Source organism: Pseudomonas migulae (genome assembly GCF_024169315.1).
Taxonomy (GTDB): domain Bacteria; phylum Pseudomonadota; class Gammaproteobacteria; order Pseudomonadales; family Pseudomonadaceae; genus Aquipseudomonas; species Aquipseudomonas migulae_B.
In genome coordinates this window covers 5,024,342-5,041,325 of record NZ_JALJWR010000001.1, presented here as the reverse complement: position 1 = coordinate 5,041,325, position 16,984 = coordinate 5,024,342, and the positions used below count along the sequence as shown (strand labels likewise).

The following is a 16,984-nucleotide window of genomic DNA, read 5'->3' as shown; positions in this document are numbered from 1 at the left end:
ACAAAATTGTTGCTTAGCAAAAATTTTCCCCAGTGCCTGCGTCTCGTTAAGTATTTTTATGATGCATGTGCTCAACTTCTCCACTGCTGAAATCTTGCAGCACCGCCTCTACAAGATTCATAGCATCAATTTCAAGGTCTTGGTCGAACTGGGTAGACATGTACGTAACCACAACTTTACCTAGCTTTAATTCTCGGCTATCCGGAGTTACGAGATAAGACTTCTCAGGAAGCAGTGTCGTCTCGCCTTCGACACCAAATCCATGAGATCCTGACAAGACATGCCGATCAAGCCATAAATTAAAAGCACAGGGTTCATGACCTTCGTCTCTGACAACTATTTCGGTCGAGTTGGTAGACATGACCGATGGGTCTTGTTCGACAATATCCCTCGTTGCTTGATCCTTCCCGTCAAACGACAATTTGAAATCAAGGTAATGATTTCTGAGAAACTTCATTTGAATATTGATTATTTGAATATAGCCATTCCAGTCCTCCCCACGTGGTTTTCTAATAAGCTTGAGGCCCATTTCGTAAAAGCCTGCGTACTCTTTGGCGCCAGATTGAAAGCCTATGGTTGTAACTATTACTCCTGTGCTATTGGGAATGTCTGTTGTAAGCCCATGTAGGTTTCTAACGTGCAATAAACTTACTGCGTGGCTATAGTGCTTGCATTCTATGAGTACTCGGTGAGCTATCCCCGCGTATTTGTACTCCCAAAAAACATCTATTTGGTGTTCAACACCAGACTTACCCCTGATTTTCACGTTATGTCTTACGTCAATATTTTCTACACCTTGAAGAGCAAGGATCTCCTCATAAATTTTCTGAGCCAACTTCTCATAATCTGTGGAGGTTTCAGAGATTTTCAAGCCTTGCTCCTTGATGCATGACGAATAGATGTAATTACTCATAAACCGATAGTAGAGGATTCTCCGTAACTCCGCCCCGCTCCAGGGACGATATTGATGCTGGACGTAAGTTATCGGTTGACTCTGCCTGTCGTGATTGACCGCTTTTGGCCGATCACGGCCTTTGAGTGTAGTGGCTGCTCTTGCCAAAAAGGGTGCAGCACATTTTTTCGTCTTGGGGTCTTGGGATCGAAGTCTTCGAAGGTTGCAGGAACGGAATCTGCACGATAATCTCCCAAAGTCGCTGCCAATTCAGCGACCGGGTGTGAGAGCCCGAAACAATCAAGGCGCAAAGCGCCCCAAAACCTGTCGTGGCGTTTTTTTTCGTCTGCGATATGGCTTTATGGCGGCTGTGCGTGGGAGACCTTCGGGTCTACCGGTTGCCTTGATTGCCGGTTTCTCACCCCGCGCACGGCTGTCACCCAAGCCTGTGAGAAGGCTCGTGGCAGCTCCTCAAATCAAGGACGTTGACCATGAACAGAACAAATCCGTACGAAATTTGGCTTTTCCCTCTACACAATCCCCAATCGCGTAACACCCTCCCCCACCACATCTCCCACATCGGAGGTGGCAAATGACCAATCAACCCGAACTCACAACCATCGGCCTCACCCCCGCCATCTACTGCGGCGATCAAGCGTTGTTCCATGTCACGCGTAACGTGCCCGCCGGCGATGCGTTGGCCATGGCTTCTGATTTTCTGTGTATCGCCAAGGCGCTGACCAAGGATGCGGCTTATGCCAAGGACACGGATTACCACGCCTGGGCTGCACATTATTTGACGGCGATGAGTAAGGCGGTGGTAGATGATGTGGCGAAGGCGGTGACGCGGGATCGGGATAATGAGTTGGCGAATAAGCGGGCGGAGGGGATGGCTGAGGGGTAGCTCGCGTTTGGGCCGGACTTTGTCTGGTGTTTGGAGATGCGTAGGGCACTTGTGAGAGCGAGCTTGCTCGCGAAGATGGCGGCCATTCAGCGGGATGGGTGGTTGGCTTGGGTTTTTCGCGAGCGGGCTCGCTCCTACAGGGGTTGTGATTCAATGCAGGAGTTTGTGGTGAGTGGGCTGGCGCCTTCGCGGGCAAGCCCGCTCCCACAGGGATTTCGGGTGGCTGAAGCCTGTTGTTGACCTTGGGGTTTCGGGGGCTTTGGGTGCGCGGGTCAGAGCAGGTGTTGGGAGATCAGTTTTGAGATTTCTACCATCGAGGTCCGGCCGGTGAATTCGAATTTCACTTTGCCCAGCGACGAGAAGTAGATCTCCAGTTCTGAATCCAGGTCGAAGGTGCCGGAGGTTTCTACCGAGTAGGCGACGATGTTTTTGTAGGGCAGTGAGGTGAAGTCTTTTTTGCTGCCGGTGAGGCCCTGCACGTTGACGGCGATGATGCGTTTGTTGGTGAACACGACGCCATCGCGCATGGATTTGTACGAGTCGATGACGTGCTCGCCTTCCAGCAGCAGTGCGCTGACGCGTTCGGCGTATTCTTCGTTTTGCTTGAGTTTGAAGAAGCCTTTGTTGTTGAAGTCGATCATCTGTCCATCCTCCGTTCGAAGAAAAATCCCTGCGGGTTACTTCACCACTTTCACGACTCGAATGTTGACGGGGAATCCATCCTGTCCAGGCAGTTCCTTCCATCCCACGTACTGATAAACCACTTCGTCATCAATGTACTCACCCCACTGCGCGACTTTGCCACCCAGCACGGCGACGTTCCGGTTAATGGCGCAGTTGCCATCGTCAGGACCGACGGTGTAGATCACGTAAGGTTTGACGTATTTCGCGGCGCGGAAATTTTCGCCGCAACCAGAATCGACTCTGATCATCAAGGTCTTCAGATTCGCTTCACCATCCAGCTCGGCGTGCTGGTCGAGTTGACCGATTTCGCCGACGTCGGTGAAACCCAGAGAGCGAGCGCGCTTGTAATCCGAGGAGGCCAGGTGTTTGGTCTGGGCTTGCGCGAGATACTCGTCCACGTCTTTGCTGAGTTCAATTTCGCCCTTGTCCGCGATCTCTTTCGCTATGGGAACGCCGCTCTCACAACGAGCGTATTCGGGGGAGCCAAGGCTTGACTGGGGTAGGTAGTAGCGATGTAACTCAAAGGTACTCAGATGCATCTTGATAGCGGGAGTAGCTTCTTTGGGCGTCTGGCGCCCGGCCTGCACCTCGGCCACCACCTGCAGAAATTTCTGGCAATCGGAGAGGTAGCCCGCCCTGGCGTATTCCGGGGTTTCACTCGACAGGCCGGCGAGCGCCGGGGTCATCACGACGGCGAAAGTGATTGCGCAGAACAGGCGCGAGGTTCGAGCGGCAATGGGCATGTGTAGTCCGTTACGAAAAAAGTGGCTCGACGCTACTATTTTGCCGCCTTGCCGTCCACTGGCACATCTGCACCCTGGAATGCCCATGGATCTGATGCTGTTTCTTACCTGCAATGCTTGTTATACATCACCCATCGACAAGCCCTCAGGGCATTAGGCCGGTGAGTGAACGCCCTACTCCGCGTTCATCTAGACTTAATGGATAGTCGTAGGCAGAACCGAACACGTCGCTTTGGTGCAGTTCGATCAATAGCAGCGTGGCAAGCTGCCCTTTATGCCCAGTAGAGGTGCGGCGAAGACCGTGCCGGGCACAACAAGATGCCCGCCAAGGGTGCCCTGGCCAACGGCCTGAAATTGCCACGATTCCGTGACGTGGTGTGAGTGCCGCAGCCGACACTTTCGGACGACCGACAACCATCTGGTTTGTCCGTGACCGTGAGGATTGCTGAATGCCTGATGAGAGTTTGCACTTGCCTTTGGTCAACAGCCTGCTGGAGCGCCATAAGGGCTCTGCGGGTGCACTGTTGCCCATCCTTCATGATATTCAGGAACGCATCGGTTACATCCCCGATGCCGCCGTCCCCGAGATTGCCCACGCCCTCAATCAGAGTCAGGCCGAGGTTCGCGGGGTGATCAGCTTTTACCATGACTTCCGTACCGCGCCGCCGGCTCGACACATTCTTCGTTTGTGCCGGGCTGAGTCATGCAAGAGTCGCGGTGCCGAGGAGCTTGCGGCGCAGTTGCGTGAACGTCTGCAACTGGATGACCACGGCAGCAGCGCCGACGGCAGTATCAGTTTGCGTCCGGTGTATTGCCTCGGTGCTTGCGCCTGCTCGCCCGCTCTGGAACTGGATGGTCGGGTGCATGCGCGGCTCAGTGCTGAGCGTCTCGATGCCTTGCTCGACGCTTGCCGGGAGGACGCATGATGCCGACTCTTTATCTGCCCACTGATTCGCTTGCCCGTGCCGTGGGCGCCGATGAGGTGGCGGTGGCCCTGATCACTCAGGCTCGGGAACGCAATCTGCCGCTGGAGTTGCAGCGCACCAGTTCGCGCGGTCTGTATTGGCTGGAGCCGCTGCTGGAAGTGGACAGCCCGCAAGGCCGGATCGGCTTCGGTCCGCTGACTGCGGCTGATGTGCCGTCCGTGCTTGAAGCGCTGAAAGGCGAGCCGTCCTCGCATCCACTGGCCTTGGGGCTGGTGGAAGAGCTGCCTTATCTCAAGTCTCAACAACGCCTGTTGTTCGCCCGCGCCGGTATTACCCGGCCGCTGTCGCTGGACGATTATCGGGCCCATGGCGGTTTCGAGGGTTTAACAAGGGCCGTTGCCATTGGCGGCGAGCAGACCGCGACGGCGGTGTTCGATTCAGGCCTGCGTGGCCGTGGCGGCGCGGCATTCCCCGCCGGGATCAAATGGCGCACGGTGCGCGCCACTGAGGCTGCGCAAAAATACATCGTTTGCAACGCCGACGAAGGCGACTCCGGCACTTTCGCCGATCGCATGTTGATGGAAGGCGACCCCTTCCTGCTGATCGAAGGCATGGCCATTGCCGGCATCACCGTCGGCGCCAGTTACGGCTACATCTATGTGCGCTCGGAATATCCGGATGCCGTGGCCACGCTGCGTCAGGCGCTGAACCTTGCCCGAACCGCCGGTTACCTCGGCGCCAATGTCGGCGGCAGCGGTCAGGCGTTCGATATGGAAGTGCGGGTCGGTGCCGGCGCTTACATCTGCGGTGAAGAAACGGCGCTGCTGGATTCTCTTGAAGGCAAGCGCGGGATCGTTCGTGCCAAGCCGCCGATCCCGGCGTTGAAGGGGCTGTTTGGTCAACCGACGCTGGTGCACAACGTGCTGACCCTGGCTTCAGTGCCGCTGATTCTGGCCAAGGGTGCGCAGTTCTATCGTGATTACGGCATGGGCCGTTCGCTGGGCACGATGCCTTTCCAACTGGCGGGCAATATTCGTCATGGCGGTCTGGTGGAACGGGCCTTTGGCCTGACATTGCGGGAATTGGTGGAAGACTACGGCGGTGGCACCGCCAGTGGCCGGCCGCTGAAAGCTGCGCAGGTGGGCGGCCCGCTTGGTGCCTGGGTGCCGCCGTCGCAATTTGACACGCCGCTGGATTACGAGGCCTTCGCAGCCATGGGCGCGATGCTCGGTCACGGCGGTGTGGTGGTGGCGGACGACACGCTGGACATGGCCCATATGGCGCGCTTCGCGATGGAGTTCTGCGCCGAGGAATCCTGTGGCAAATGCACGCCCTGCCGCATCGGCTCGACCCGGGGCGTGGAGGTGATCGACCGTCTGTTGGCCGCGCCGGACCAGAGTGGTCGCGATGAGCAGGTGATCATCCTCAAGGACCTGTGCGACACCCTGCAATACGGTTCGCTCTGCGCGTTGGGCGGCATGGTTTCCTTTCCGGTGGCCAGCGCCCTCAAGTACTTCCCCGCCGACTTCGGTCTGCAAGCCTCGGAGGCCGAGCAATGATTACTCTCTTCGACCCGAAAACCGATATCGATCTGGGCACGCCGGCCCGCGAAAGCGACGTGCAGATAACTCTGAACATCGATGGACGCAGCATCAGCGTGCCGGAAGGCACTTCGGTGATGCGCGCTGCTGCGCTGATGGGCACCACCATTCCGAAACTGTGCGCCACCGACAGCCTGGAAGCCTTTGGCTCCTGCCGTATGTGCCTGGTGGAAATCGACGGGATGCGCGGCTATCCGGCGTCCTGCACCACGCCGGTCACTGAAGGCATGACCGTCCACACGCAGACGCCGAAGCTCGCGACACTGCGCCGTAATGTCATGGAGTTGTACATCTCCGATCACCCGCTGGATTGCCTGACCTGCTCGGCCAACGGCAACTGCGAGCTGCAAACCGTGGCCGGTCAGGTCGGTCTGCGCGAGGTGCGTTACGGCTATGAAGGCGAAAACCATCTGGCCGATGTGAAAGACACCTCCAATCCCTACTTCGACTACGACCCGAGCAAGTGCATCGTCTGCAACCGCTGCGTGCGCGCCTGCGAAGAAACCCAGGGCACCTTTGCCCTGACCATCACCGGGCGCGGTTTCGAATCCCGGGTCGAGGCCGCCGGTGGCGAGAATTTCCTCGACTCGGAATGCGTGTCCTGCGGCGCCTGTGTACAGGCCTGCCCGACCGCGACGCTGATGGAAAAAAGCGTGGTCGAACTGGGACAGCCGGAACGCAGCGTGATCACCACGTGTGCCTATTGCGGCGTGGGCTGCTCGTTCCGCGCCGAGATGAAAGGCGACCAGTTGGTGCGCATGGTTCCCGACAAAAACGGCCAAGCCAACCACGGCCACTCGTGCGTCAAAGGGCGCTTCGCCTGGGGCTACGCCACCCACCCGGATCGCATCACCAAACCGATGATCCGCAGCCACATCAACGACCCGTGGCAGGAAGTCAGCTGGGATGAAGCGGTGGCTTATGCCGCCAGCGAATTCCGTCGGTTGCAGCAAAAATATGGCCGCGATTCCATTGGTGGTATCACCTCCAGCCGCTGCACCAACGAAGAAACCTATCTGGTGCAGAAACTGGTGCGCGCCGCGTTCGGCAACAACAACGTCGACACCTGTGCGCGGGTCTGCCATTCGCCGACCGGCTATGGCTTGAAACAAACCTTGGGCGAGTCCGCCGGCACCCAAAGTTTCGACTCGGTAATGCAGGCTGACGTGATTCTGGTGATGGGCGCCAACCCGAGTGATGCTCACCCGGTGTTCGCCTCGCAGCTCAAGCGCCGGCTGCGTGAAGGTGCGCGTCTGATCGTTATCGACCCTCGCCGCATTGATCTGGTGGACTCGGTGCACGCCCGCGCCGAACTGCACCTGGCCCTGCGCCCGGGCACCAACGTCGCCATGCTCAATGCGCTGGCCCATGTGATTGTCACCGAAGGTTTGCTCAATCAGGCCTTTATCGACGCCCGTTGCGAGGGCAGTGATTTCGCCCGCTGGAGCGAGCTGGTCAGCCGCCCGGAAAACTCACCGGAAGTCCTTGGCGAGATTTGCGGCGTAGCCCCGGCCGACATCCGCGCCGCCGCCCGCCTGTATGCCACTGGCGGCAACGCGGCGATCTATTACGGCCTCGGCGTCACCGAGCACAGCCAGGGCAGCACGGCGGTGATGGGCATCGCCAACCTCGCCATGGCCACCGGCAACATCGGCCGCGAAGGCGTGGGCGTGAACCCGTTGCGCGGGCAGAACAACGTTCAGGGTTCCTGCGACATGGGTTCCTTCCCCCACGAGTTACCCGGTTACCGGCACATCTCTAACGAAGTGGTGCGGGCGCAGTTCGAACAGGCGTGGAACGTCACGCTGCAACCTGATCCGGGCCTGCGCATTCCCAACATGTTCGAGTCGGCGCTGGCCGGCAGTTTCAAGGGTCTGTACTGCCAGGGCGAAGACATCGCTCAGAGCGACCCGAATACCCAGCACGTCACTGCGGCGCTGTCGGCCATGGAATGCGTGGTGGTGCAGGACATTTTCCTCAACGAAACCGCCAGGTTCGCCCATGTGTTCCTGCCGGGCGCTTCGTTCCTGGAAAAGGACGGCACGTTTACCAACGCCGAGCGACGCATCTCTCGGGTGCGCAAGGTCATGGAGCCTCTGGGCGGCAAGGCCGACTGGGAAGGCACCGTGGCGCTGGCGCACGCCTTGGGTTATCCGATGAATTACAAACATCCATCGGAAATCATGGATGAAATCGCCAGCCTGACGCCGACCTTCACCAACGTCAGCTACGCCGAACTGGATCGCCACGGCAGCCTGCAATGGCCGTGCAACGCCGCGGCACCGGACGGCACGCCGACCATGCACATCGATCAATTCGTGCGCGGCAAGGGGCGCTTCATGCTCACCGGCTACGTACCCACCGAGGAGAAGGTCAACAATCGTTATCCGCTGCTGCTGACCACCGGGCGCATCCTCAGCCAGTACAACGTCGGCGCGCAGACCCGGCGTACGGAGAACGTCGCCTGGCACGACGAAGACCGTCTGGAAATCCACCCGACCGACGCCGAGAGTCGCGGCATCAACGAAGGTGACTGGGTCGGCATCGGCAGCCGCGCCGGCCAGACCGTATTGCGTGCGCGGGTCACCGAACGGGTGGCGCCGGGCGTGGTGTACACCACGTTCCACTTCCCTGAATCGGGGGCCAACGTCATCACCACCGACAACTCCGACTGGGCCACCAACTGTCCGGAGTACAAGGTCACCGCCGTGGAAGTCAGCCGCGTCTACCACCCTTCCGAGTGGCAAAAACGCTACCAGGCCTTCAGCGATGAACAGGACCGTTTGCTCAAGGACCGCCGTCAGGCCCGTGGCGCTAAAGAGGAGGTGCGCCGATGAGCACTGAAAACCTGATCAAGATGGTCAACCAGATCGCCCAGTATTTCGCCACCGAACCGGACCAGAAAGTGGCCGTGCTCGGTGTGCGGAATCATCTGCAGATGTACTGGACGCCCGGCATGCGCAAGGAGTTGCTGGCCTGGCAGACGGAGCATCACGGGGCGGATTTGCATCCGTTGGCGCAAGAGGCCGTCAGTGGGGCGGGTTGGGAGGCTTAGGTTCGCTTGATCTTTTGGAATAAGCCCCGAGCTTTCGGGGCATTCCATCTTTCCAAACTAGAACTCGACCCGTTGATATGCGCCTTCAGCGCCCACATTGTGACCAAAACCGCATGATTCACCGGCCGTACGCGTTACCGTGAGCAGGTCTTTTTTTATGTCGAAGTCGTATTCACAGTCGCCATCATCCCCACTCATGGCGTAATGAGCCTTGCCGTTATCAAACGCTAATACCGTTGAAAACTCACCGAGATTGGGACCGTAATACATCGCCATCAGGCCTGCGGAATAACCTTCGAAATCAACTTGGTGTTTCATACCGTGTGGCTTGATCGTCATGGAATTCCATAACGAAGCTCCGGCATATTGCCAATACCGCCCTTGCGGCTTGCTTGACTGTTTCTCCAGGGCATTCTTGATATCGCCGCTGATTTTCCCAAGGTTGAACATCGATTTTTTATCGTTGGGCAGAATATTCAACCACGCCCGGGCCTTCAGATAATTGCCTTCGTGAATGTAGGTGAGTGCTACGTTGTTGTAGGCCATCGCGACTTTTTCTTCGTCCAGCTGACAACTCTCAGACCAACCGGCTTGCTGCTCATATTGTTCCCGAGCCTTGGCATATTGCTTGAGCTTGTAATACTTCCCACCCTCGACGAAATACTCGCCAATTTTAAGACAGTTGGCGGTGGCCTCCTCCTCGGTAATGTCTGCGTGAGCAAAAAACGGGGTGATGAGCAGCAGGAGGATCGCTTCAATCTGTATGAAGCGGCGCCATTTAATGTCCATATTATTTCTCTATTTGAATGTCGACCCGTTGTTCTGATCGCGGCGATTAACGGGAATTTCTGCTGGTCTGGCCGCTGAGCGGCCAGGCCCTGTTATCAGTGCCGCGAATCTATCCTCGCCACAAGATTCTCCCGGTGCACCTTAATTTCCCCCGTCACATCCGGCCCCTCATAGACCATTGAGGTTTCATAGTTGGCCCAGCGGCCACGGTTCGCACTAAACCAGTTAAATGATCCCATACACAGCAGCTCATCGTCGGCCATGACGATTTTGCTGTGCACCCGCGCCACCACATGGGATTCAATACGCTGGCCTCGCAGGGCCTCAATGGCGTGCTTGAGTTCATCTCTTCTCGCTTGAATGTCTGGCGACTTTTCTGAAATGTTGAAATCCCTGTCGGTATAAACCCGCACCTTGACGCCTCGCTCAACCGCCGCACTCATTGCCTCCCATGCGCCTATTTCGTGGATCCTCCTCAATATGATCCATGGCGAAACGATGTGTACTTCACGCATTGCGGTGGCCAAGGTTTTCAACAAGAAATCGTCGTGAGCATCCGCGTTTATCAGATGGCTAAGTGTTGACCGGGGAGACTCCAGGTCTTTGCGCGGCAGGTACTCGAAAGCCAGCTCACTCGCAGGATCGCGTAGCAGGTAGTCAGCCAGCAGAGCACGAGGTTGACCTTTGGGCACCATGCCGAACAGGTCCATGTCGCCAAAAACCAGGAAGCTATCTTTGGCCCGGGAGACCGCTACGTTGAGCATGCTCGGTCGACGATCGATGAAGCCACCATCGGCGTGCTTGGAATACACCGCAGAAAAGATCACCACCGGCCGCGCAGCCCCCTGAAAGGAGTGAACGGTGCCGATGGTCAGCTCGCCTTCGCCTTTGCCAGTCTGGATGCCCAGTGCGGCGCATGCCTCCGCAATCGCTTGGGATTGCGCGCCGAAGGGCGTGATCACACCCACGATCTTCCACAACTCCAGCCCGTAGCATGCCTCCAGTTTCTCGCGGTGAGCAGCGATCCACGCCGCGATAGTTTCGGCCTCGAGACGGTTCATGCGGCTACGGCCGTTCTGCTGTCGGCAGATACCATCGACGTGAAGATAACCCAAACCTGGCAACAGGCCGCCTTGAGGTTTAGTGCCACGTTTGGGCACCAGTTTGCCCTGGTAACACAGGGTGTTGCAGTAATCGACGATTGAGTCATAACAACGACGATGTTCGTACAAGAACATGCCCCGGTCCATGTCGGGGTCGTACCAGTAGCGACTGGCATTCTGGGCGATTTGCATCACGCTGCCCGAGGCTGCACTTACACCCGTGACGCAAAGTTTTCCATACGCTTCATCGACACCGACACGTGGCAACAGATCGGCCCCCAACAGATTGCCGATGTCCACCGAATCCGGGATCGACCAAATCGGTTCGATTTGCAACGTGTCCCCGATGACCAGGGCCTTCTTGCCCAGAGCAAAGGAAGCACCTGCGACTTCGGGCAAAACCTGGCCGGCTTCGTCGACGATCAATAGATCGATGAGGTTGTACATGTAGTCTTCAATCAGACCCTGGCCGTTGTGCTTGCTGCCCTTCATATGGGCGGGCAGCATGAAGAAAGTCGACACGACGCAGGGTGTCAGCTTCATCCAGCGATACCATTTTTTTTCCAGGGCCTTTCGGCCGTTCCTGCTTTGATCCTTGAGGATTTGCGGCAATGTTTGCTCGACTTCAAGCAACCAGCGCCCTTCCCAGTAGTGCGTGCTTAACAGGAAGATCGGAAAGCGAATCCGAGTGTCGGCCAACGGATCGCAATCGTTCAGGGTCATGTCATCGGTCACAACATCGGGAGCCAGCTCCAGCGGCGACAGTGCTGATCGCCAACTCGCCAGGCGCTGCTTTAGCGCCAACTGCAACTCTTGTGCGGCGTTGATTTTCGCCTCAAGTTCGCTGATCTCGGCGCTTGTCGTGGCACGCCAGGCGGCCAGTTTTTCGCTGATTTCCGACACATTATCCAGCGCGAGTAACTGGGCCAGTTGCGCCTCGTTCAGCAACGGCTCCGATGCGTGCAAAGCGTCGTGGCTCTGTTCGAGATGCAGCCGTGCGCGAAGCAAGCGCTTTTGTTGAATAGGTGCAAACCAAGCGAAGATCACGTACCACAGCGATTCGTCGGCCAGGTACTTGCGGAACGAATTCTCCAGCGCTTTTTGTTGGGTGCTTTTGGCCTTGAGTTTCTGCACGTCTTGCTGCACAGCCGTGATACCGGCCTCAGGATCATCGCCCCACACCGCCACAAGTGCCTGGCGAGCGGTCGCCAGGGCTTGCCATGAGCGTTCGATGTTGTGCAATTCATTGGAACGAGCTTGTAGCGCGTGGTGCAACTGTCCAACTGCCCCTTCCACCGTGGGCGACGGCAAGGAGGGGAAAGCCGTTGATGCTTTGCTCAACCACTCGTCTTTGGCCTGTTCCAGGTAACTGGCAGACTCGGTATCGGCAAAGAAGCTTTGGCACTGATATTTGCTCGACGTTACCGGGTCTGTGAATTTGCTTGGGAAATAAGCCCCAAAACTTTTGATTTTCGGCAACCAGCGCCCGGCAAATGGCCCACTGCCATAGGCGAAATCGGTAGCGAAGGCATCGAGAATGTTGGTCACAGCCTGGTTATTGGTAGAGCTGGCGACAATCACCGGCGGCTCTGCTCCAGCCAACGCGGCCTTGGCCCATAACGAAGCCACAACCGATAGCAACAAGGTGGTCTTGCCCGTACCGGGCGGCCCGTTCACCCCTAGAATGTCTCCGTCATTGGAGGCCAGGAAATGTGCCAGGGCGTCACGTTGCTCACTGGCCAACGCATACTCATCGCTGGCATGGCCCAAACGTGCGGCAAAACCGGCATTTGGCGGCAAGCACGGTTCAGGGTCGAGCGATGCCTGGCTGGCGTAGCGTTCAAAGAGTGCGCTTTGAGGGGCCGTGTCACGCAGGTGGTCATACAGACGCACAATGTGCTGACTGGCGCCGGATACCTTTTCTTCTTTGAACAGACACCATTCATTCGACCGTTCGTAGCCGTTATCGCCTTGCAGCCAGCCTGAACTGACTTCGTCAACAAAGCGCTGACAAAAGCCTAGATACGTTGCCCACCGTTCGGCATATTCATCGATCGCGGCTGCCTGGCCTTCTTCGGGGGGCTCGAATGCTGGCAGCGTGTTGACCGCCAGAAACCGATCGACGTCCGCGACATCGCCCAACGCAAAACAGCCGGACTCCAGAGGTTCCAGAATATCTCGCGGAATAACAGTGTTTTTAGTCGGGAAAAGTTGCCCGTGACGGTTGATCTGCACATGCCCAAGCAGTGGCGTCACCAGCGCATGCATCCCGTTACGGGGTTTTCCGTGTTCCAGTCGCGCCTTGAATACCCACGGCCGGATGGTGACTTCAAGCGTATGGCATTGCCGAGGCTCGTCCTTGAATAACGCTTCGACGGTCTCGCTGCCCAAGTAACCGGCGTGCAAGGCTTCGAGCGGGAGGAGAACATGGCCAGCCAAGCCATCGAGTTTCAAACCGCCGCTGCCATTTTCGGCATCGACGAGGGAGTTGCGCCAGTACTTGGCGAATTTTAGAGAGTTTTCGTTCATCGTCCTGATTCAGTCGTGTCGTGCACCTGATGCCACTGTGTATGGCCAGGCATTACCGGAAATAGGCCATGCGTTCATCGCAAGCCCACTGGCTGGGGAATCCATCATGCGCAGGCAGGCTCTGCCCCGTTCAATCAGACCTTGGCAACAACGATAGCGCGGGTTTCAACAGACTCGATCACACGCCCGTCATCAATGAGCAACGCCTGATTGGTCAACACACCTTCGTTGAGCAAACGCAGAGCTCTTTTCTCCTGCAGCTTGGCGACCAGGCTTTCGCGATGGGTCAGGGTGTGATTGATGAATGTCGTACGAGAGAGAATCAAACGGACAGGCGTTGGCAGCATTTCATAAGCTTTTTCGACCAACATGATGAAGACCTCATCATCCTTGAGCTTTTCTTCCGTGACCGTCAGCAGGCCATTGACCAGAACGTTTTCGACCTTGCCCCAGTTATTGTCCAAAAACTCCGAGGCTTTCGATGTGCCTGCTGAAAAATTGCCGGACACATTGTCTTTGGCTGCCATGGCCTTGTCAGCGATCCCGCCTGACAGTGCTCTCGCTTTATCCGTAAGAGACTTGAACATCTTCTACTCCATGAGATGTGGATCCATTTATGCGCAAGAACCTTAGCAGACGAAAAAGTGATGGCATAGAGCCTTCACTCACGAGGTGACCGAAGGCGATTGGATAACCTTTGCCTACCCCACCTGCACCGGCAACACCACCAACGCTTCCAGCCCGCCCTTCGACCGATTACGCAGCGTTAACTCCCCACCGTGCTCCAACACAATAGCCCGCGCCGCTGATAACCCTAGCCCAACGCCACCGGTACTTTTGTTACGCGATCCTTCCATGCGAAAGAACGGCGCGAACACTTGTTCAAGGCTGGCCTGCGGAATTCCCGGCCCACGATCCAGTACCTTGATCCGCACTTCTCCAGCATCAGGCATCAGTTCAATCACCGGCTCGCTTCCATACTTGATCGCGTTATCCAGCAAGTTCGTCATCACCCGCTTCAGCCCCAACGGCCGCCCGAAATACACCAGCCGCAACGGCCCGTTGAAGGCAATCTCGACCCCTTGATCCCGGTAATCGTCCAGCAAGGTTTGCAGCAGTTCCGCCAGATCAAACTGGGTCGCCGGTTCAAGCCGCGCATCATCGCGAAAGAATTCCAGCGCCGAATTGATCATCGCCTGCATTTCATCCACGTCGCGAAACAGTCGCTGCTGTTGCTCGGCATCCTCAATGAACTCCCCGCGCAAACGCATCCGCGTCAACGGTGCGCGCAGGTCATGGGAGATGGCGGCGAGCATTTGCGTACGGTCGCGAATAAAGTGTTGCAGCTGCGCCTGCATGGCGTTGAACGCGAGGATCGCCTGGCGAATTTCCTGGGGGCCCAGCGGTTCGATGGGCGGGGCGCGGAAGTCCGCGCCGAAGCGGCGGGCGCCGTCGGTGAAGTGTTGCAGCGGCGTGGCGAGACGGCGGGTGGCGATCAGTGCGACCAGGGCCGTGGAAATCAGCGCCAGCAGAATGACGATCAGGTAGCGCGGCGTATCGTCGAGGCCCCAACTGCGTGTGGGGGGCGAGAACAACAGCCACGAGGCGTCGGACAGCTCGATCAGCAGCATGTAGCGGGCGTCCGCCGAGTGCTCGGGCCAGTCGCTGGGCTCATAGGCTTCGACGCGGCCACCGGCCGATTTGAGCAATGGCTGAAGGATTCTCGAGCCCTCTTCGGAGATCGGATCGTCCACGGGCGGTACGTTGAGACCATGTCGATCAAGGTGCCAACTGACCACGAAGCCGTCTTCGGTAGCCGCCTTGGCCAACTGGCCACGAAGTGATGCCGGAGCGGCATCGATGACGCGGGTGACGGCCGCCGCTTTTTCCAGCAAGCCGGTTTCGATCAACGGCGGCCGCGCCCAGACGCCAGCGAGTTGGATAAACAGGCCGTTCAGCGCCAGTGAAATGAGCATGGCGAGGATGATCGTCAACGCGATCCAGCGCGCCACCGTGTCGCGGCGAATCCGCTTCAGCCAGCTCATCGCCGCGTCACGCTGGGGGTGAACAGGTAACCGCCATTACGCACGGTGCGAATCATCGCCGGGCGCTTGGTGTCGGACTCGAGTTTGCGTCGCAGGCGGCTGACTTGCACATCGATGCTGCGATCGAACGCGTCGTGGCAGTGCCCGCGCGCCAGGTCCAGCAGTTGTTCACGGGTGAGGATGCGTTGCGGGTGTTCGACGAAGACCAGCAGCAAATCAAACTCACCGGCCGAGAGCGGAATCATCACGTTGTCCGGCGAGCGCAGTTCACGGCGGGTGACGTCGAGGTGCCAGTCGGCGAAGTCGATCAACGGCCGTGGGCGTTCCTGTGTCAGCGAACGGCGGTCGTCCACGCGGCGCAGCACGGCGCGGACCCGGGCTAACAATTCACGGGCGTCGAAGGGTTTGGTCAGGTAATCATCGGCGCCCAGCTCGAGGCCGACCACCCGATCACTGAGTTCGCCCATGGCGGTGAGCATGATCACCGGTATCGCGTGGCGGATTCGCAATTGCTGACACAGGATCAGCCCGCTGTCGCCGGGCAACATCACGTCGAGGATGATCAGGTCTGGCGCCTGGCGCTCGATGGCCGTCCACAGCGACGCGCCGTCGGTGGCGACCTCGACGCTGTAGCCGTGCTGGACGAAGAATTTTTTCAGCAGATCGAGGACTTCGAGGTCGTCATCGACAATTAACAGGCTGTTCACCGAAGGTCACTTAAGAGCGAATGGAACCGCCATCTAAAACCATTCGCGGCAGCGCGTCATATATTTCAATCCTGCAATAAAACGACAGCGGCGCAATAAAGCGGACATCTTTGCGCAAGGCTCTGGGCCCAGCATCACCGCGAATTCCTCCCGAGACTCGCGTCCATGTTGCCTTTCAAATGTGCTCCCTGGCTGGCCCGCCACACCTCGATTGCCGTGCTGGCCGCCGGGTTGGCCGGTTGCAGCAGCCAACCGTCGTCCACCGCCCAAGTGAGTTGCGCCGACATTGCCTATTCGGTGAACGACCCGGCGGAACCGTTCAATCGCGGGGTCTTTGCGTTTAACCGGGTGGTGGATGACTACGCCCTGGCACCGGTCGCTCGCGGCTATCGCTACTTGCCGGACTTTTTCCAGACGGGTGTGCATAACTTCGTGGAGAACTTCGGTGAGCCCAAGGTGTTCATCAATGACGTGCTGCAAGGCAACCCGCGGCGCTCGGTCAATACCCTGGGGCGTTTCGTGCTGAACACAACGGTGGGCGTAGTGGGCTTGATCGACGTTTCCGGCAAGGTCGGCATCCCGCGCCACGACGCCGACTTCGGGCAGACCTTCGGCGTGTGGGGCATCGGCAACGGCCCGATCGTCGAGTTGCCGTTGTTCGGCACGTCCAACAGCCGCGATGCGGCCGGGCGCGTGCTCAGTTTCGTCGTCGATCCGTTCGGCAGCAATAGCGACACCGTCGACACCTTGTCGACGATCAACACGGTCGGCGGCATCGTCGACGGTCGAGCCGAAGCCTTGCCGCTGACCGACAGCCTGCAAAAACTGCCGGACTATTACAGCGCGTTGCGCAACGTGGTGGCGGAGCATCGTGCGGCTTACGTGGCCGATGGCAAACAAGGCTCGCCCGACAACACCAAGCCTCAATGCACAGGAGCACCCGCCGATGGTTTCTGAAGGACTGATTCTTCAACAACGGATGACCCGTGACGCCGAGGCCAATCTG

Annotated in this window: 14 protein-coding genes; 6 read left to right on the top strand and 8 right to left on the bottom strand. The window is 58.1% G+C overall.

All coding sequences use genetic code 11. From position 1 onward, the window contains the following. Positions 1 to 46 precede the first annotated feature (46 nt). Positions 47 to 871, bottom strand: coding sequence for a restriction endonuclease (locus J2Y86_RS22995; RefSeq protein WP_253436840.1), 825 nt, complete (start codon positions 869 to 871; stop codon positions 47 to 49). A gap of 613 nt (positions 872 to 1,484) precedes the next feature. Here J2Y86_RS22995 and J2Y86_RS22990 point away from each other — a divergent pair. Beyond that, on the top strand, positions 1,485 to 1,796 hold the full coding sequence (locus J2Y86_RS22990; RefSeq protein ID WP_253436837.1) for a DUF3077 domain-containing protein: 312 nt from the start codon (positions 1,485 to 1,487) through the stop codon (positions 1,794 to 1,796). Between the two features lie 272 nt (positions 1,797 to 2,068). Here the strand turns inward: J2Y86_RS22990 and J2Y86_RS22985 are convergent, their stop codons facing one another. Both J2Y86_RS22985 and J2Y86_RS22980 read right to left on the bottom strand, forming a co-directional pair. Further along, positions 2,069 to 2,437, bottom strand: coding sequence for a PH domain-containing protein (locus J2Y86_RS22985; protein ID WP_084320763.1), 369 nt, complete (start codon positions 2,435 to 2,437; stop codon positions 2,069 to 2,071). A gap of 36 nt (positions 2,438 to 2,473) precedes the next feature. Beyond that, the gene (locus tag J2Y86_RS22980) at positions 2,474 to 3,223 is read right to left on the bottom strand and encodes a hypothetical protein (protein WP_253436834.1); all 750 of its coding nucleotides are present in this window, start codon (positions 3,221 to 3,223) and stop codon (positions 2,474 to 2,476) included. Between the two features lie 449 nt (positions 3,224 to 3,672). On the opposite strand from J2Y86_RS22980, the gene J2Y86_RS22975 reads away from it, so the two are divergent. Genes J2Y86_RS22975 through J2Y86_RS22960 form a run of 4 tightly spaced genes read left to right on the top strand, consistent with a single transcriptional unit; the run spans position 3,673 to position 8,805 of the window. Next, entirely contained in the window at positions 3,673 to 4,149 is a 477-nt protein-coding gene (locus tag J2Y86_RS22975; RefSeq protein WP_253436832.1) for a formate dehydrogenase subunit gamma, read from the top strand. Next, positions 4,146 to 5,708 (top strand): formate dehydrogenase beta subunit, encoded by a 1,563-nt coding sequence (locus J2Y86_RS22970; protein WP_253436828.1) that lies wholly within the window; start codon positions 4,146 to 4,148, stop codon positions 5,706 to 5,708. Before J2Y86_RS22975 ends, J2Y86_RS22970 begins: the two co-directional genes overlap by 4 nt. Further along, positions 5,705 to 8,587 carry a formate dehydrogenase subunit alpha gene (fdhF, locus tag J2Y86_RS22965; protein ID WP_253436825.1) on the top strand — a complete coding sequence of 961 codons (2,883 nt, stop codon included), beginning with the start codon at positions 5,705 to 5,707 and terminating at the stop codon, positions 8,585 to 8,587. Before J2Y86_RS22970 ends, fdhF begins: the two co-directional genes overlap by 4 nt. Further along, entirely contained in the window at positions 8,584 to 8,805 is a 222-nt protein-coding gene (locus tag J2Y86_RS22960) for a formate dehydrogenase subunit delta (protein ID WP_150631939.1), read from the top strand. Before fdhF ends, J2Y86_RS22960 begins: the two co-directional genes overlap by 4 nt. A 57-nt stretch (positions 8,806 to 8,862) precedes the next feature. Here J2Y86_RS22960 and J2Y86_RS22955 read toward each other — a convergent pair whose 3' ends face one another. The 5 genes from J2Y86_RS22955 to J2Y86_RS22935 form a co-directional block, all read right to left on the bottom strand. Continuing rightward, on the bottom strand, positions 8,863 to 9,594 hold the full coding sequence (locus tag J2Y86_RS22955; RefSeq protein WP_253436821.1) for a tetratricopeptide repeat protein: 732 nt from the start codon (positions 9,592 to 9,594) through the stop codon (positions 8,863 to 8,865). Between the two features lie 95 nt (positions 9,595 to 9,689). Further along, positions 9,690 to 13,226, bottom strand: a complete 3,537-nt coding sequence (locus tag J2Y86_RS22950) for an AAA domain-containing protein (RefSeq protein WP_253436818.1) — start codon at positions 13,224 to 13,226, stop codon at positions 9,690 to 9,692. 134 nt (positions 13,227 to 13,360) lie between these two features. Continuing rightward, on the bottom strand, positions 13,361 to 13,813 hold the full coding sequence (locus tag J2Y86_RS22945) for a hypothetical protein (RefSeq protein WP_253436815.1): 453 nt from the start codon (positions 13,811 to 13,813) through the stop codon (positions 13,361 to 13,363). 114 nt (positions 13,814 to 13,927) lie between these two features. Beyond that, positions 13,928 to 15,271, bottom strand: coding sequence for an ATP-binding protein (locus J2Y86_RS22940; protein ID WP_253436812.1), 1,344 nt, complete (start codon positions 15,269 to 15,271; stop codon positions 13,928 to 13,930). Further along, positions 15,268 to 15,978: a response regulator gene (locus tag J2Y86_RS22935; RefSeq protein WP_253436809.1), complete on the bottom strand. Its 711-nt coding sequence runs from the start codon at positions 15,976 to 15,978 to the stop codon at positions 15,268 to 15,270. The genes J2Y86_RS22940 and J2Y86_RS22935 overlap by 4 nt, the downstream gene beginning before the upstream one ends. A 165-nt stretch (positions 15,979 to 16,143) precedes the next feature. On the opposite strand from J2Y86_RS22935, the gene J2Y86_RS22930 reads away from it, so the two are divergent. Next, complete coding sequence (locus J2Y86_RS22930) at positions 16,144 to 16,935, top strand: MlaA family lipoprotein (protein ID WP_253436807.1); 792 nt, start codon at positions 16,144 to 16,146, stop codon at positions 16,933 to 16,935. Positions 16,936 to 16,984 lie beyond the last annotated feature (49 nt).

What these genes read in the sequence shown, in the direction of transcription:
- J2Y86_RS22990 (WP_253436837.1), top strand. Translation starts at nt 1,485, where the DNA reads ATGACCAATCAACCCGAACTCACAACCATCGGCCTCACCCCCGCCATC.
- J2Y86_RS22985 (WP_084320763.1), bottom strand. Translation starts at nt 2,437, where the DNA reads ATGATCGACTTCAACAACAAAGGCTTCTTCAAACTCAAGCAAAACGAA.
- J2Y86_RS22980 (WP_253436834.1), bottom strand. Translation starts at nt 3,223, where the DNA reads ATGCCCATTGCCGCTCGAACCTCGCGCCTGTTCTGCGCAATCACTTTC.
- J2Y86_RS22975 (WP_253436832.1), top strand. Translation starts at nt 3,673, where the DNA reads ATGCCTGATGAGAGTTTGCACTTGCCTTTGGTCAACAGCCTGCTGGAG.
- J2Y86_RS22970 (WP_253436828.1), top strand. Translation starts at nt 4,146, where the DNA reads ATGATGCCGACTCTTTATCTGCCCACTGATTCGCTTGCCCGTGCCGTG.
- fdhF (WP_253436825.1), top strand. Translation starts at nt 5,705, where the DNA reads ATGATTACTCTCTTCGACCCGAAAACCGATATCGATCTGGGCACGCCG.
- J2Y86_RS22960 (WP_150631939.1), top strand. Translation starts at nt 8,584, where the DNA reads ATGAGCACTGAAAACCTGATCAAGATGGTCAACCAGATCGCCCAGTAT.
- J2Y86_RS22955 (WP_253436821.1), bottom strand. Translation starts at nt 9,594, where the DNA reads ATGGACATTAAATGGCGCCGCTTCATACAGATTGAAGCGATCCTCCTG.
- J2Y86_RS22950 (WP_253436818.1), bottom strand. Translation starts at nt 13,226, where the DNA reads ATGAACGAAAACTCTCTAAAATTCGCCAAGTACTGGCGCAACTCCCTC.
- J2Y86_RS22945 (WP_253436815.1), bottom strand. Translation starts at nt 13,813, where the DNA reads ATGTTCAAGTCTCTTACGGATAAAGCGAGAGCACTGTCAGGCGGGATC.
- J2Y86_RS22940 (WP_253436812.1), bottom strand. Translation starts at nt 15,271, where the DNA reads ATGAGCTGGCTGAAGCGGATTCGCCGCGACACGGTGGCGCGCTGGATC.
- J2Y86_RS22930 (WP_253436807.1), top strand. Translation starts at nt 16,144, where the DNA reads ATGTTGCCTTTCAAATGTGCTCCCTGGCTGGCCCGCCACACCTCGATT.